Origin of the sequence: Pseudomonas sp. BGI-2 (genome assembly GCF_004310295.1) — a bacterium.
Taxonomy (GTDB): Bacteria; Pseudomonadota; Gammaproteobacteria; order Pseudomonadales; family Pseudomonadaceae; genus Aquipseudomonas.
Genome location: NZ_SISB01000002.1, coordinates 69,199 through 82,029 on the forward strand (window position 1 = coordinate 69,199; position 12,831 = coordinate 82,029).

Sequence of the window (12,831 nt, forward strand, 5' to 3'; positions counted from 1 at the left end):
GGAGGATTGTAGCGCAGCATTCATTGACCGCGTTGGCTAAAGCTATGGAGTGCCTTTTCAATGCACTGCGCGGTTTTACCGAAAGCTTGCACGGTGATTTCCGAAAATGGCCCGCCGCCCTGATCCGCTACAACGACCATGATCACCCGGCCATTATTGACCAGTGAGCGCAGCAGCAAATGTTCGCCGCGAAATTGCGCGCGCAGGTTGGCAGGTAACAGGGCCGAGAACTGGGCGTTGTTGGCCGGGGTTAATCGCACTTGGGCCTGTTGCGAGAGCAGACGCTGCAGCACGGTGCTCTGGCTGACCGCCAGGTTCAGGCCTGCCGCTTCTTTCTCCAGCCCGGCCGTTTGATGCGCACGCAAATTGGCGTGGGTGCGGTCGGCCATCAAAATCATCACTCGACGCATGCCGCACGCGACCAGCGCGTCCCGGGCAGAGGTGGTCAAGTGCATCGCATTGGTGAAGCGGCTCGGCTCGACCAGCAATTCGGCACATTGTTTACGCCACGCCGTCAGGTCTTCGGTGGTCGGCGCTGGCGCCGGCAGCAAACCTGCGTGAATGCGATTCACGCCCGATGGCCAGATCAGCGATATAGCGGGGTGCCAGAGGTCCGGCATGGCGTGCTGGTGCGCGCTGTTGACGGCCTGTTGATGCAATTGCTGCTGCACGTCGTTCATCGGCATTTGCAGGTAAAGGCTGGTCAGGTATTGCCAGCGCTCGCTGTGCGGACTGTCCCAGGCTTGTTGCGCCGACAGGGCCAGACCATTGGCCAGCAGCACGGTATTGGCCGGCTGATTGAGCCAGCGACGCAGGGTCGGATCGTCATCGAGACGGTTTTGCTGGCGCAAAGGGTGCTCGCTGTCGCGGGCGATGCGCAGGACTTTGACCAGTTCTCGCTGCTCGTTGAGTAGCAGTCGATAACCTTGCTGCACCCAGATCGGCAGACGCCAGATGTCCACCAGTGCCTGACAGATGTCCAGCAGGCGAACGCCGAACAATTGCTTTTCGACTTTGCGCGCTGACTCGCCTTTATAAATGACCCGCAGCTCCCACTCTTCGAGCAACTGCGGATGAGTCAACGCCATCGGCCACAGCGGCGAGAGAAACAGCAGGCTGCCCCAGTGGATGTCCTGCCAGAGCCGCGCCAGGCGACCGGCGAAAAAGCCGTTGGCCTGTTGGGTCGCATGCTGGCTGATCAACTGCAACTGACGCAACGCCACTGGTATGTGTGATTGGGGTTCGGCTGGCAACCGGGCGAGCAATTCTTCGGTGCGTTTCAACCCGAGGCGATTGATGGCCACCTCAAGGTTTTCAGCCGGTTCGGTCATGCTGCCGTGGGTGTGGCGATTGGCTTCGCGAATCACGCTCAAGGCCAGGGCCGGGCTGTCTTGCAACAGTTCGGCAATGTCGCGAAGTGAACTGCGGTTATCGGCGAGGGCCTTGCAGACACGGTCGTGACTGGCTTGCGGAACGGGCAGGCGCACGCCATCGAGCAGCTTGACCCAGCCTTCGAGAGTGGTCGGTTTTGGAATTGGAACGTTCGTTTCGTTAGCCATGGTTGGACGCGATCATCGTCTGCATTACCTATGCCCGGAGCGGGCCAAATTGGCTTTTCGCCTGAACTGGCTATAGTCTGGCGCAGTTTTGCCGATAAGTAGAAGAAGAGATTTTTTAACTTCCGAATATGACCTTGAACCCGACTCAGTAAGTGCTCTCCTACCTATGGCTAAAATTATCGGCATCATCGTCGTATTCGCGAGCGTGCTCGGCGGATACGTGCTTTCCCACGGCAAAATTGCCGCCCTCATCCAGCCTTTTGAGGTGATGATTATCGGTGGCGCGGCCCTTGGCGCATTCCTGCAGGCCAACCCCGGTTACATGACGATGCACGTGCTCAAGAAATCCTTGGGCATGTTCAGTTCGCGCTTCAGCCACACGTTCTATCTGGAAGTGCTGGGCCTGGTCTACGAGATCCTCAACAAGAGCCGCCGCGAAGGCATGATGGCCATCGAAGGCGACATCGAAGATGCCGCTGCGAGCCCGATTTTTGCCAAGTACCCGGTCGTGCTCAAAGATGAACGCATGACCGCGTTCATCTGCGATTACCTGCGCATCATGTCCTCCGGCAACATGGCTCCCCATGAGCTTGAAGGCCTGTTCGACATGGAGCTGTACAGCCTCAAGGAAGACCTCGAGCATCCGTCCCACGCGGTGAATGGTATTGCCGACGCCATGCCCGGTTTCGGTATCGTCGCGGCGGTACTCGGTATCGTGGTGACCATGGCTTCCCTGGGTGAGGGCGACCAGGCCTCCATCGGTCTGCACGTGGGCGCGGCACTCGTCGGTACCTTCTTCGGTATTCTCGCGGCATACGGCTTCTTCGGCCCATTGGCCACTTCCCTGGCCCACGATGCCAAGGAAGAACTGAACGTCTACGAAGCCATCAAGGCCTCGCTGGTCGCTTCCGCTTCCGGCATGCCGCCGTCGCTGGCGGTAGAGTTCGGCCGCAAGGTGCTGTACCCGGCGCACCGTCCTAGCTTTGCTGAGCTGGAACAAGCGGTTCGCGGTCGCTAAGTCATGGAAAATAACCAGCCGATAATCATCAAGCGCGTCAAGCGCATCGCCGGCGGGCATCACGGGGGCGCCTGGAAAATCGCCTTCGCGGACTTCGCGACGGCGATGATGGCGTTCTTCCTGGTGCTGTGGCTGCTGTCCACCGCAACACCGGAACAGAAGATCGCCATCGCCGGTTACTTCAAGGACCCGGTCGGCTTTACCGAAAGCGGCACGCCGTACATCATTGACTTGGGCGGCTCGCCGACCCTGGCGCCGGAGAACACCCTCAACCCCGAGGTGAAATCTCAGCCGCAGCCAGACAAGGTGACTATCGACACCGAGCAGGTTGAAGGCATGGCCGAACAGGTCGAGAAAGAACGCCTGGAACTGTTGCTGCAAGAATTGCAGAACAAGGTCGATGAGAACCCGCAGCTGCAAAAATTCAAGGACCAGATCCTGTTCGAGATCACTCAGGACGGCTTGCGCATCCAGATCATGGACGCGGAAAACCGGCCGATGTTCGACTCAGGCTCAGCGCGTCTGAAACCGTATTTCGAAGACATCTTGCTGGCCATGGCCGACACCATCAAAGCGGTGCCGAACAAGATCAGCATCAGCGGTCATACCGATGCCAAGCCGTATTCGGGCACCGGTGATTTCGGCAACTGGGAACTCTCGGCCAACCGTGCCAACGCCGCCCGCCGTGCGCTGGTCGCTGGCAGTTATCCGGATCAGCAAGTGGCGCGGGTGGTCGGTTACGCCTCGTCGGCGCTGTTCGACCGCGAGAACCCGTTCAACCCGGTCAACCGCCGGATCGACATTGTGGTGCTGACCAAGAAGGCCCAGCGCGCCATCGAAGGTTCGCAAGGTGCTGAACCGGGTCCTACACCTGCGCCAACGCAAGGGCAGGGTGGTCCGGGCGAAGTGCCGGCCACGCCAGTCGATCCGAATGCATTGCCGGCGGATAAACAACCGCTGCCGGCCCATGAGCTTCGCGAGCGACTGAATATCTTCGAAGACCCGGCACCGAAACCGGCGGAAGCGCCGAAGCAGTGATCCACAAAAAAGCCGCGAGATGATCGCGGCTTTTTTGTGCCTGTCAGAAGCCGCGACGGATGCGGTTTTTGAGCTGGTCGTGGAATAGATCGGCATCACTCTTGTAGGTGCCGCGGACGGATTCGCTGAAGGACTCCATTCCTATTGAACGTTTGGACATGGACTCCTTGCGGTAGGCATCGATGAAAAAGCTGAGGTCGACATCGTTGCTCAGTTTCGGCCATTTATCGAGGTACAGCGGCAGCGCGCTGGCCCCGATCTTGTAGGAGCAGATCCTTCGATCACTAATGGTCGCTTCACCGATTTCGAACGGCACCCACCAGGACATGGCAGTCTCCTGCGAGACCACCGCCAGCAAGTGCGTGCATTCGGTAATGTTGCGGGTGATGACGGTAGTAATGTCGTCGGTTTGCTGGGATTCGGTGTCCAGCACATCGAGATAGGTTTTGATGTTCGCCTGTTTCAGGCGCGCATTGATGACCACTGCCTGGGCGCGGTCGGTGTGGCGGTAACTGATAAATACCGGCATTAGAAATGTCCCTTGATCGCGAGTTCGCGGTAATAGGCGCCGAGGGCGGTGAGGCGGCAACCGGTGGAGTTCAGGGCGGCGTAATACATGTGCTCGGCGTCCACCGGTTCGATCAGGCTGTGTCTGTTGCACTTTTGCAGCTGGGCGAAGACTTCGCCGTGGTCCGGGTCGAACGATTTTTCGGTGGGTTCGTAGCTGGGGTCGAGCGCAAACACCGATTCTGCCTCGGCGAACCAGTCGGGGAGTTTGCGCAGTATTTCCTTGGGGATCAGTGGCGAGACCTCACGCAATGAAATGAACTGCGACACATTGGTCTTGAATACCGGCCGCTGTTCCCAGGCATCGAGCGCGTTGTCGACAAAGGAATAGAGACTGCCGGGAGTGATTTTCCCCAGAATATTGGCGGCGCCACCGTGCAATGCCTGAAGCAGCAGCCCGGTGAAGACGCCGTGACCTGAACCTTCCATTGCCGCTTGTTCTTTTTTACAGGCCGTGAGAATGGTCATGCCCTCGCCGATTACACTGCTTTCGCTACGCAAGGCCCGCATTTCCCCGGCAGCGCCGCCCTGACAGCAATCGAGAATGATGACTTTGTTTTTGATTTTCGTCGCTTTGGTGGCCCAGTTCAGAATGTCACTGAGCCGGATCCCGTCCTTGGCCGACTTGTAGTCCTGGGGCAGCAGCATGCCTTCGTCGGTATCGGTGTCGAAATTGCCGTGGCCGGCGAAATACAACAGGGCCACATCACAGTCCCCGGAAAACAAATCCTGTATGTGGCCTTCGAGTACCTCGCGGCCCAGGTAACCTTCGGCTGAGGTCAGCACGATATTCTTGAAATTCGGGTCGCCGTCGGCGTCGGTTTTCAGCACCGAGGCCATGGCCATTGCATCGTTGTTGCAGCCACTCAATTGGGAAACATGGTTGTAGTTGTTGATCCCGATGAACAATCCCTTGCGCATGGTTCAACCCGCCGCGTGAGTGCGAATGGCACTGATGATGCTGTTGGTGTTCCAGGCGCATTCGGCATGTGCGGCCTGGCGTACTACAGCAGAAATCCGCTCCGCACCAAATGGTTTGACCGCAATGATCACCTTGCCCATTCGTTTGGCGATCTCGATTTCCTTGTTGATCCACTTGCTGTAGGTCGAATACATCCCCGCCATGATCAGTACCGCCGAGCAAGGCCTGATCTTGTTTTCGATGGCTTCCTCCAACTGTTTGTCGGTCTGGGCACCGATGATCGGGTTATGCGGCGGTACGGAGAAATTCTTGAAGGTGAACGTTGGGTGCGCGGTCAGCAGCTTCACCAGATTGTCGTGGGCATCGGAGTAGTTCCACGAGTGGCTGATGAATAAATGATAGGTTTGCATGGATGTCCCTCGGTATCGCCGGAGTGCGAAGAGGGCTTGAATGTATGCACTTGGATGGCCGCAACAAGGGCTACGCGGTTAAAGAGACGGATCCTTCAAGCAGCCGCGCACATGCCCTACAGAGATGTCTGACGTTTAATCGGCGGGGGATTTGCAGGGCGCAACGAACAACCAGCCGCCCCGTCTGCATCGGAGCGGCTGGCGCATCTGTTTAGTAGCTGGTTTCCGGCAGGCTGGCGATGATCGAGCGGTAGCTGTTCATCCGTTGCTGCTGTACGCGACCTTCTTCCAGGGCCTTGAGCAGGGCGCAACCCGGCTCGCGGTCGTGCTTGCAGTCGCGGAAGCGGCAGGTGCCGATCAGGTCGTTGAACTCGATGAAGCCGGCTTCGACGTCGGCACGGCTGACGTGGCCCAGACCGAATTCGCGGATACCCGGGGAGTCGATCAACTCACCGCCACCGGGGAAGTGGAACAACCGCGCGGTGGTGGTGGTGTGAGTGCCCTGGCCGGACAACTCGGATAACGGACCGACCCGCGCTTCGACTTCCGGCAGCAGGCTGTTGACCAGCGAGGACTTGCCGACGCCGGACTGGCCGACGAATACGCTGATGCGTCCGTCCAGCTGCTTCTGCAGTTGCTCCATGCCGTTGCCGTGGTGCGCCGAGACTTCCAGCACCGGGTAACCCAGCGTGCGGTAAACCGCCAGCAAGGCATTCAGCGCCGGGGCGTTCTGCTCGTCGATCAGGTCGAACTTGTTGAGCAGTAGCAGCGGCCGGATGCCGGCGTGCTCTGCAGCAACCAGATAACGGTCGATCAGGTTCGCGTGAGGTTCAGGCAACGGGGCGAAAACGATGACGATCATGTCGACGTTGGCCGCTACAGGCTTGAGCTGGCCACGGCTGTCCGGACGGCAGAGTTCGGTTTTACGCGGCAGTTGCGCCACGATCACACCGATGCCCTGGTTGCCGGCACGCCAGACCACCTGATCGCCGGTCACCAGCGCAGGCAGGTTCGCGCGCAAGTGACAACGGAACACTTCGCCGGCCAGTTCGCCCTCAAGGGCTTCGACTTCGACCTGCACACCGAAGTGCGCGATCACCAGGCCGGTCTGTTCCGGACCCAGGTCGCCCCCCTCAAGTGCCTCGACAGCCGAGGACTCGCGTTTGGCGGCGCGGGCAGCGCGCTCGCCCTGAATCTTTTCGATGCGCCAGTTTTGACGACGATTGAGTTGGCGTTTGGCCATGGGTGTTCCGTATCAAGAATGCAGCGATTAGGTAAAACGGCCGCGAGTTTAGCACGCCCGGCCACCGGCCTAGGCTAAACTGCGCAGCATTGCCTAGGAGCCGACTCATGCAAAACCCGCAGAATCTGATCTGGATCGACCTGGAAATGACCGGTCTGAACCCTGATACCGACGTCATCATCGAGATGGCCACCATCGTCACCGACAGTGACCTGAACACCTTGGCCGAAGGTCCGGTGATCGCTATCCACCACAGCGACGAGATCCTCGCCGGCATGGACGAGTGGAACACCCGTCAACACGGCGGCTCCGGGCTGACCCAACGGGTGCGCGACAGCCGTATCAGCATGGCTGAAGCCGAAGCCGAAACCATCGCCTTCCTGGAAAAGTGGGTGCCGAAGGGCAAGTCGCCGATCTGTGGCAACAGCATCTGCCAGGACCGTCGCTTCCTTTATACCCACATGAAATCCCTGGAAAGCTTCTTCCACTACCGCAATCTCGACGTCTCGACGCTGAAAGAGTTGGCCGCACGCTGGGCGCCCGATGTGCGCGACAGCTTCAAAAAGGGCAGCACGCACCTGGCCCTGGACGATATCCGCGAATCGATCGCCGAGCTACAGCACTACCGCAAGAATTTCATCAAGTTCTGATTCCGTGGTGCCTGCTCTGGCCCCTTCGCGGGCAAGCCTCGCTCCTACAGTTAGTCGAGTACCCGTAGGAGCGAGGCTTGCCCGCGAAGGGCGCGATGCGGTCTATCTGCTTGAACGCCCTCTTTTGGTGCCGCACCGAAGTGGCTAGACTGCGCGCCTTCCTGCAAGGACCGCCACCATGTTGCTGATGCTTTACCTGATCGCCATCACCGCCGAAGCCATGACCGGTGCCCTGTCCGCCGGCCGTCGCGGGATGGACTGGTTTGGTGTGGTGCTGATCGCGTGCATTACGGCGCTCGGCGGTGGTTCGGTGCGTGACGTGCTGCTCGGTCACTATCCGCTGACTTGGGTCAAACACCCGGAATACCTGGTGCTGACTTCGATCGCGGCGATGTTCACCGTCTTCGCTGCACGCTGGATGCGCCACCTGCGCTCGCTGTTTCTGGTGCTCGACGCCGTGGGTCTGGTGGCATTCACCCTGATCGGCTGCATGACCGCCCTGGAAATGGGCCACGGCATGTTGGTGGCGTCGGTCAGCGGCGTGATCACCGGGGTTTTCGGCGGCATCCTGCGCGACATCTTCTGCAACGACATCCCGCTGATCTTCCGTCGCGAGCTCTACGCCAGCGTCTCGTTCGCAGCGGCGTGGTGCTACATGCTTTGCATTTACCTGCAATTACCCGGTGAACAGGCGATTTTGATCACGCTGTTTGGCGGTTTTCTGCTGCGGTTGCTGGCAATTCGTTTCCATTGGGAAATGCCGAAGTTCGTCTATAACGACGAAGCCTGATCGATACACGGTCCCTGTAGCAGTTGCCGAGCAGCGCGAGGCGGCGTTCGGCTGCGCAGCAGTCGTAATCCTGCAAAGCGAGTCCTGCGGCCTCGAACGCAGCCTTCGGCAGCTGCTACAGAAGTCCGTGTTGTTTCAGGGCCCACTCGACGTGTTCGCGAACCAGCTCTGACGGATAGTCGCGGCGCGCCTTCAACGCTTCCAGCACAGGAATGCTCGACGGCGCATTGCCCAGGCCTACCGCCAGGTTTCTCAGCCAGCGTTCGTACCCCGCGCGACGCAGCGGTGAACCTTCGGTGCTGCTGAGGAACTTGTCCTCATCCCACATGAACAATTCAGCCAGTTCGGCGTTGTCCAGGTTGTGCCGGGGCTTGAAGTCGCTTTCGCCGGACGGGCGGGCGAAGCGATTCCATGGGCAGACAATCTGGCAGTCATCGCAGCCGAACACCCGATTGCCGATCAGCGGGCGCAAGTCTTCGGGGATCGCGCTTTTCAGTTCGATGGTCAGGTAAGAAATGCAGCGCCGGGCGTCCAGTACATACGGGCCGACGAAGGCGTTGGTCGGACAGATGTCGAGGCACGCGGTGCAGCGGCCGCAATGTTCGGTGCTATGCGGCGGGTCTACGGGCAGCGGCAGATCAACAAAGAGTTCGCTGAGGAAGAAGTAACTGCCGGCCTTGCGATTCAAGACCAGGGTGTTTTTGCCGATCCAGCCCAGGCCGGCCTTTTCCGCAATGGCCTTTTCCAGCACCGGTGCGCTGTCGACGAAGGCGCGGTAACCGAACGGCCCGATGACCGCCTGAATTTTTTCTGCCAGGTGTTGCACACGTTTACGGATCAATTTGTGGTAATCGCGGCCCAAGGCATAACGCGATACGTAGGCTTTTTCCGGTTGGGCCAGCAACTGCGCCATTTGGGTATCGCCGGGCAGGTAGTCCATGCGCAGGGAAACCACGCGCAAGGTACCGGGGACGAGTTCTTCCGGGTGTGAGCGTTTGCTGCCGTGGGTGCCCATGTAGTCCATTTCGCCGTGGTAGCCGGCCGCCAGCCAGCGCTCCAGGTGCTGCTCATGCTCGGCCAGGTCCAGGCCGCTGATGCCGACTTGCTGAAAGCCCAGCTCGCGGCCCCAGTCCTTGATGGATTGGGCGAGGGCGGGCAGGTCTGTGGTAATAGCGGGCATGAGGCGAGAGAAACCGGAGCTGAGGTGCGTATAATTCTGCCAGACATCGGAGCCCGAAGACGCATGACGCACACTAAAGATGATTTACCCGACGCGCTGTACAGCGCCGCGCACGTGCGAGCCCTCGATGCGAACCTGATCGCGGCCGGTACGCCGGGCTTCGAATTGATGCAGCGCGCAGCGCGGGCGACCTGGCGTGCGCTGGTCCGTCAGTGGCCGTCGGCGAATGAATTGAGCGTGGTGGCCGGTCACGGCAATAACGCTGGCGACGGTTATCTGGTGGCGGTGCTGGCCCGGCGTGCCGGTTGGCATGTGCGGGTGCTGGCGGCCGGTGATCCCCTGCATTTGCGGGGGGATGCGGCACTGGCCCATGCCGAGGCGGTGTCCGAAGGCGTCGCGGTTCAAACCTTCACGATGCAGTCAGAGTTGCGCGGTATCGTACTGGACGCCCTGCTCGGCACCGGTTTGACGGGGGAGGTACGAGAGCCCTACGCCAGCGTGATCACCGCGATCAATGCCAGTGGCCTGCCGGTGGCGGCGGTGGATATCCCTTCGGGTTTGTGCGCCGATACGGGGCGCTTGCTCGGCACGGCTGTTCGCGCTGATCTGACAGTGACTTTCATTGGCTTGAAGGTGGGATTGTTCACGGGCGACGCTGCGGATGTGGTCGGCGAGCTGGTGTTCAACGATCTGCAAGCCAGCGCCGAGTCGTTTAACGGGGTCGCCGTTGATGTACGTCGCCTGACGGCCGGCAATTTGCCGCGTCTGGCGGGTCGAGCGCCAACCGCCCATAAAGGCAAATTCGGCCATGTATTGCTGATTGGCGGTGATCGGGGGTTTGGCGGTGCCATTCTGCTGAGTGCTCAAAGTGCCCTGCGCAGTGGTGCGGGCATGGTATCGGTGGCCACGCGCAGTGAACATGTTCCGGCGGCGTTGGCGAGAATTCCTGAAGCGATGGTGTTGGGGACTTCGTCGGCCAATCAACTGATGGAACTGCTTCAAAAGGTTTCCGTACTGGTGGTCGGCCCGGGCCTGGGTCAGGCTTCCTGGGGTCGCAGTCTGTTGTCGGCGGCGGCCAATGCGCCGCTGCCACAAGTGTGGGACGCCGATGCGCTGAATTTGCTGGCTTCAAGGCACGTGAGCTTGCCCAAGGACTGCGTGATCACGCCGCATCCGGGTGAAGCGGCGCGGTTGCTGGGGATAAGCACTGCCGAAGTTCAGGCTGACCGTCCGGCCGCCGCTCACGCATTGAGCAAAAAATATACAGCTATTGTGATTCTCAAGGGCGCCGGCAGTCTCATCGCCAGCCCCGATGGGCGCCTCTCGTTGTGTCATCAGGGCCATCCGGCCATGGCCACCGCCGGTTTGGGTGATGTGTTGGCCGGCCTGATCGGCGCGTTGCTGGCCCAGGGCATGGACGCGTTCGACGCGGCCTGCCTGGCGGTCTGGCTGCACGCCAATGCTGGCGCGCAAGAAGGTAAATCGGGCCGTGGGCTGGCGGCCAGTGATCTGATCCCAGCCATTCGTCAGTTGTTGGAGGAGCAAGCACCGTGTCTGAAGTAACCCTGTACCTGGCCGATGAAGAGGCGATGACCGCATTTGGCGCACGTATCGCACAAACCACCCAAGGGCACGGTCTGATTTTTCTTGAAGGTGATCTGGGAGCGGGGAAAACCACGCTGTCACGGGGCATCATCCGTGGCCTGGGGCATGTCGGGGCGGTAAAGAGCCCGACGTTTACCCTGGTCGAACCTTACGAGATCGGCGACATTCGGGCTTTCCATTTCGACCTGTATCGACTGGTCGATCCTGAAGAGCTGGAGTACCTCGGCATCCGCGACTACTTCGAAGACGACGCGTTATGCCTGATCGAATGGCCCCGCAAGGGTGCAGGCTTTTTGCCAAAGCCCGACCTGACCATTACCATTAGCCCGCAAGACAGCGGGCGTTCGCTGAAAATTTTGTTCCAAGGCTCGCGCGGCGAGTCCTGGTGTGCCGCTTTGGCATTGGAAACCAATTAAATGATGGGGTCAGGTATGCGCTTTCGCGCGATGGTAGCTGCCGTAGGGATGTTGTTTTTGGCGGTGACCGTCGACGCTGTGGCCGAGACTAAGGTCAACAGCGTTCGCCTGTGGCGGGCGCCGGACAACACACGGCTGGTGTTCGACTTGACCGGGCCGGTGCAACACAGCGTGTTCACCCTGACCTCCCCGGATCGGCTGGTGATCGACATCAATGGCGCCACCCTTGGCGCGCCGTTGAACGTCAACAGCGCCAATAGCCCGATCACTGCCATGCGCTCGGCTCAACGCACGCCGACCGATCTGCGGGTGGTCATCGACCTGAAAAAAGCCGTCACGCCAAAAAGTTTTACCCTGGCGCCAAACGCCCAGTACGGCAATCGGCTGGTGGTCGATTTGTTCGATAACGCCGCCGATGCCGCGCCAATACCGGCGCCGACCAACGTCGCGACGGTGGCCCCGGTGCCGGTCACTCCGGTGGAACCAGCGGTGAAACTGCCGCCTGCGCCTGCGGGTAAGCGCGACATCATCGTGGTCATCGACGCCGGCCACGGCGGCGAAGACCCGGGTGCCTCGGGCTCTCGCGGTCAGCGTGAAAAAGACGTGGTGCTGGCCATCGCCCGCGAATTGCAGCGCCAGGTCAACGGCATGAAAGGTTTCCGCGCCGAACTTACGCGTACCGGCGACTACTTCATTCCGTTACGCGGCCGTACTGAAATCGCCCGCAAAAAAGGCGCTGACCTGTTCGTGTCGATCCACGCCGATGCCGCGCCTTCGGCCGCTGCTTTCGGTGCGTCGGTGTTCGCCTTGTCTGATCGCGGCGCCACTTCGGAGACGGCCCGTTGGCTGGCCGACAGCGAAAACCGTTCCGACTTGATCGGCGGTGCCGGCAACGTCAGCCTCGACGACAAGGACCGCATGCTCGCGGGCGTGCTCCTCGATTTGTCGATGACCGCCTCCCTGACGTCCAGCCTGAACGTCGGCCAAAAAGTCTTGAGCAACATCGGTCGCGTCACGCCGCTGCACAAACAGCGCGTGGAGCAGGCCGGGTTCATGGTGCTGAAGTCGCCGGACATTCCATCAATCCTGGTGGAAACCGGGTTCATCTCCAACGCCAACGAAGCGTCCAAGCTGGCCGCAGCAAACCACCAGCAGGCGCTGGCGCGTTCGATCAGCAGCGGCGTGCGCCAGTTCTTCCAGCAGAACCCTCCGCCAGGCACCTACATCGCCTGGTTGCGTGATTCCGGCAAAATCGCCCAGGGCCCACGCGACCACCGGGTAAACCCGGGTGAAACGCTGGCGATGATTGCCGTGCGATATCAAGTGTCTCCGGCCACCTTGCGCAGCGCCAATAACCTGAAAAGCGACGAGCTGAAAATCGGTCAGACCCTGACCATTCCCGGCACCGAACTGGCGTCCAAAGAATGAACCAG

General features: G+C 60.3%; 13 protein-coding genes. 7 read left to right on the forward strand and 6 right to left on the reverse strand.

Going from position 1 to position 12,831, the window contains the following annotated elements; translation table 11 throughout:
- Positions 1 to 20 precede the first annotated feature (20 nt).
- On the reverse strand, positions 21 to 1,559 hold the full coding sequence (locus EYC95_RS01575; protein WP_131058798.1) for an HDOD domain-containing protein: 1,539 nt from the start codon (positions 1,557 to 1,559) through the stop codon (positions 21 to 23).
- 166 nt (positions 1,560 to 1,725) lie between these two features.
- Here EYC95_RS01575 and motA point away from each other — a divergent pair, with 166 nt between their 5' ends.
- The gene (gene motA, locus EYC95_RS01580; protein ID WP_131058799.1) at positions 1,726 to 2,577 is read left to right on the forward strand and encodes a flagellar motor stator protein MotA; all 852 of its coding nucleotides are present in this window, start codon (positions 1,726 to 1,728) and stop codon (positions 2,575 to 2,577) included.
- A gap of 3 nt (positions 2,578 to 2,580) precedes the next feature.
- Positions 2,581 to 3,615, forward strand: coding sequence for a flagellar motor protein MotB (motB, locus tag EYC95_RS01585; RefSeq protein ID WP_131058800.1), 1,035 nt, complete (start codon positions 2,581 to 2,583; stop codon positions 3,613 to 3,615).
- A gap of 43 nt (positions 3,616 to 3,658) precedes the next feature.
- Here motB and EYC95_RS01590 read toward each other — a convergent pair whose 3' ends face one another.
- The 4 genes from EYC95_RS01590 to rsgA form a co-directional block, all read right to left on the reverse strand.
- Positions 3,659 to 4,144, reverse strand: a complete 486-nt coding sequence (locus tag EYC95_RS01590) for a toll/interleukin-1 receptor domain-containing protein (protein ID WP_131058801.1) — start codon at positions 4,142 to 4,144, stop codon at positions 3,659 to 3,661.
- A complete protein-coding gene (locus EYC95_RS01595; protein WP_131058802.1) occupies positions 4,144 to 5,103 on the reverse strand; it encodes a caspase family protein in 960 nt (319 codons plus the stop codon). Before EYC95_RS01595 ends, EYC95_RS01590 begins: the two co-directional genes overlap by 1 nt.
- A gap of 3 nt (positions 5,104 to 5,106) precedes the next feature.
- Positions 5,107 to 5,514, reverse strand: coding sequence for a TIR domain-containing protein (locus tag EYC95_RS01600; RefSeq protein WP_131058803.1), 408 nt, complete (start codon positions 5,512 to 5,514; stop codon positions 5,107 to 5,109).
- Positions 5,515 to 5,725: 211 nt separating this feature from the next.
- Positions 5,726 to 6,757, reverse strand: a complete 1,032-nt coding sequence (gene rsgA, locus EYC95_RS01610) for a small ribosomal subunit biogenesis GTPase RsgA (protein ID WP_010464204.1) — start codon at positions 6,755 to 6,757, stop codon at positions 5,726 to 5,728.
- 107 nt (positions 6,758 to 6,864) lie between these two features.
- On the opposite strand from rsgA, the gene orn reads away from it, so the two are divergent.
- Together orn and EYC95_RS01620 are read left to right on the forward strand one after the other, a co-directional pair.
- The gene (gene orn / locus EYC95_RS01615; protein ID WP_008153265.1) at positions 6,865 to 7,407 is read left to right on the forward strand and encodes an oligoribonuclease; all 543 of its coding nucleotides are present in this window, start codon (positions 6,865 to 6,867) and stop codon (positions 7,405 to 7,407) included.
- A 178-nt stretch (positions 7,408 to 7,585) separates the two neighbouring features.
- Positions 7,586 to 8,197 (forward strand): trimeric intracellular cation channel family protein, encoded by a 612-nt coding sequence (locus tag EYC95_RS01620; protein ID WP_007945604.1) that lies wholly within the window; start codon positions 7,586 to 7,588, stop codon positions 8,195 to 8,197.
- Positions 8,198 to 8,312: 115 nt separating this feature from the next.
- On the opposite strand, the gene queG is transcribed toward EYC95_RS01620, so the two are convergent.
- A complete protein-coding gene (gene queG / locus EYC95_RS01625; protein ID WP_131058805.1) occupies positions 8,313 to 9,377 on the reverse strand; it encodes a tRNA epoxyqueuosine(34) reductase QueG in 1,065 nt (354 codons plus the stop codon).
- A 63-nt stretch (positions 9,378 to 9,440) separates the two neighbouring features.
- Between queG and EYC95_RS01630 the strand changes: the two genes are divergently transcribed.
- Genes EYC95_RS01630 through EYC95_RS01640 form a run of 3 tightly spaced genes read left to right on the forward strand, consistent with a single transcriptional unit; the run spans position 9,441 to position 12,826 of the window.
- On the forward strand, positions 9,441 to 10,940 hold the full coding sequence (locus EYC95_RS01630) for an NAD(P)H-hydrate dehydratase (protein ID WP_131058806.1): 1,500 nt from the start codon (positions 9,441 to 9,443) through the stop codon (positions 10,938 to 10,940).
- Entirely contained in the window at positions 10,928 to 11,398 is a 471-nt protein-coding gene (gene tsaE, locus EYC95_RS01635) for a tRNA (adenosine(37)-N6)-threonylcarbamoyltransferase complex ATPase subunit type 1 TsaE (RefSeq protein ID WP_131058807.1), read from the forward strand. The genes EYC95_RS01630 and tsaE overlap by 13 nt, the downstream gene beginning before the upstream one ends.
- Positions 11,399 to 11,446: 48 nt before the next feature.
- Positions 11,447 to 12,826, forward strand: a complete 1,380-nt coding sequence (locus EYC95_RS01640) for an N-acetylmuramoyl-L-alanine amidase (RefSeq protein ID WP_371928401.1) — start codon at positions 11,447 to 11,449, stop codon at positions 12,824 to 12,826.
- Positions 12,827 to 12,831: the final 5 nt, after the last annotated feature.

Coding starts and splice junctions, on each gene's coding strand:
- rsgA (WP_010464204.1), bottom strand. CDS start 6,757: ATGGCCAAACGCCAACTCAATCGTCGTCAAAACTGGCGCATCGAAAAG.
- orn (WP_008153265.1), top strand. CDS start 6,865: ATGCAAAACCCGCAGAATCTGATCTGGATCGACCTGGAAATGACCGGT.
- motB (WP_131058800.1), top strand. CDS start 2,581: ATGGAAAATAACCAGCCGATAATCATCAAGCGCGTCAAGCGCATCGCC.
- queG (WP_131058805.1), bottom strand. CDS start 9,377: ATGCCCGCTATTACCACAGACCTGCCCGCCCTCGCCCAATCCATCAAG.
- EYC95_RS01595 (WP_131058802.1), bottom strand. CDS start 5,103: ATGCGCAAGGGATTGTTCATCGGGATCAACAACTACAACCATGTTTCC.
- EYC95_RS01575 (WP_131058798.1), bottom strand. CDS start 1,559: ATGGCTAACGAAACGAACGTTCCAATTCCAAAACCGACCACTCTCGAA.
- EYC95_RS01600 (WP_131058803.1), bottom strand. CDS start 5,514: ATGCAAACCTATCATTTATTCATCAGCCACTCGTGGAACTACTCCGAT.
- motA (WP_131058799.1), top strand. CDS start 1,726: ATGGCTAAAATTATCGGCATCATCGTCGTATTCGCGAGCGTGCTCGGC.
- EYC95_RS01590 (WP_131058801.1), bottom strand. CDS start 4,144: ATGCCGGTATTTATCAGTTACCGCCACACCGACCGCGCCCAGGCAGTG.
- EYC95_RS01630 (WP_131058806.1), top strand. CDS start 9,441: ATGACGCACACTAAAGATGATTTACCCGACGCGCTGTACAGCGCCGCG.
- EYC95_RS01620 (WP_007945604.1), top strand. CDS start 7,586: ATGTTGCTGATGCTTTACCTGATCGCCATCACCGCCGAAGCCATGACC.
- EYC95_RS01640 (WP_371928401.1), top strand. CDS start 11,447: ATGTTGTTTTTGGCGGTGACCGTCGACGCTGTGGCCGAGACTAAGGTC.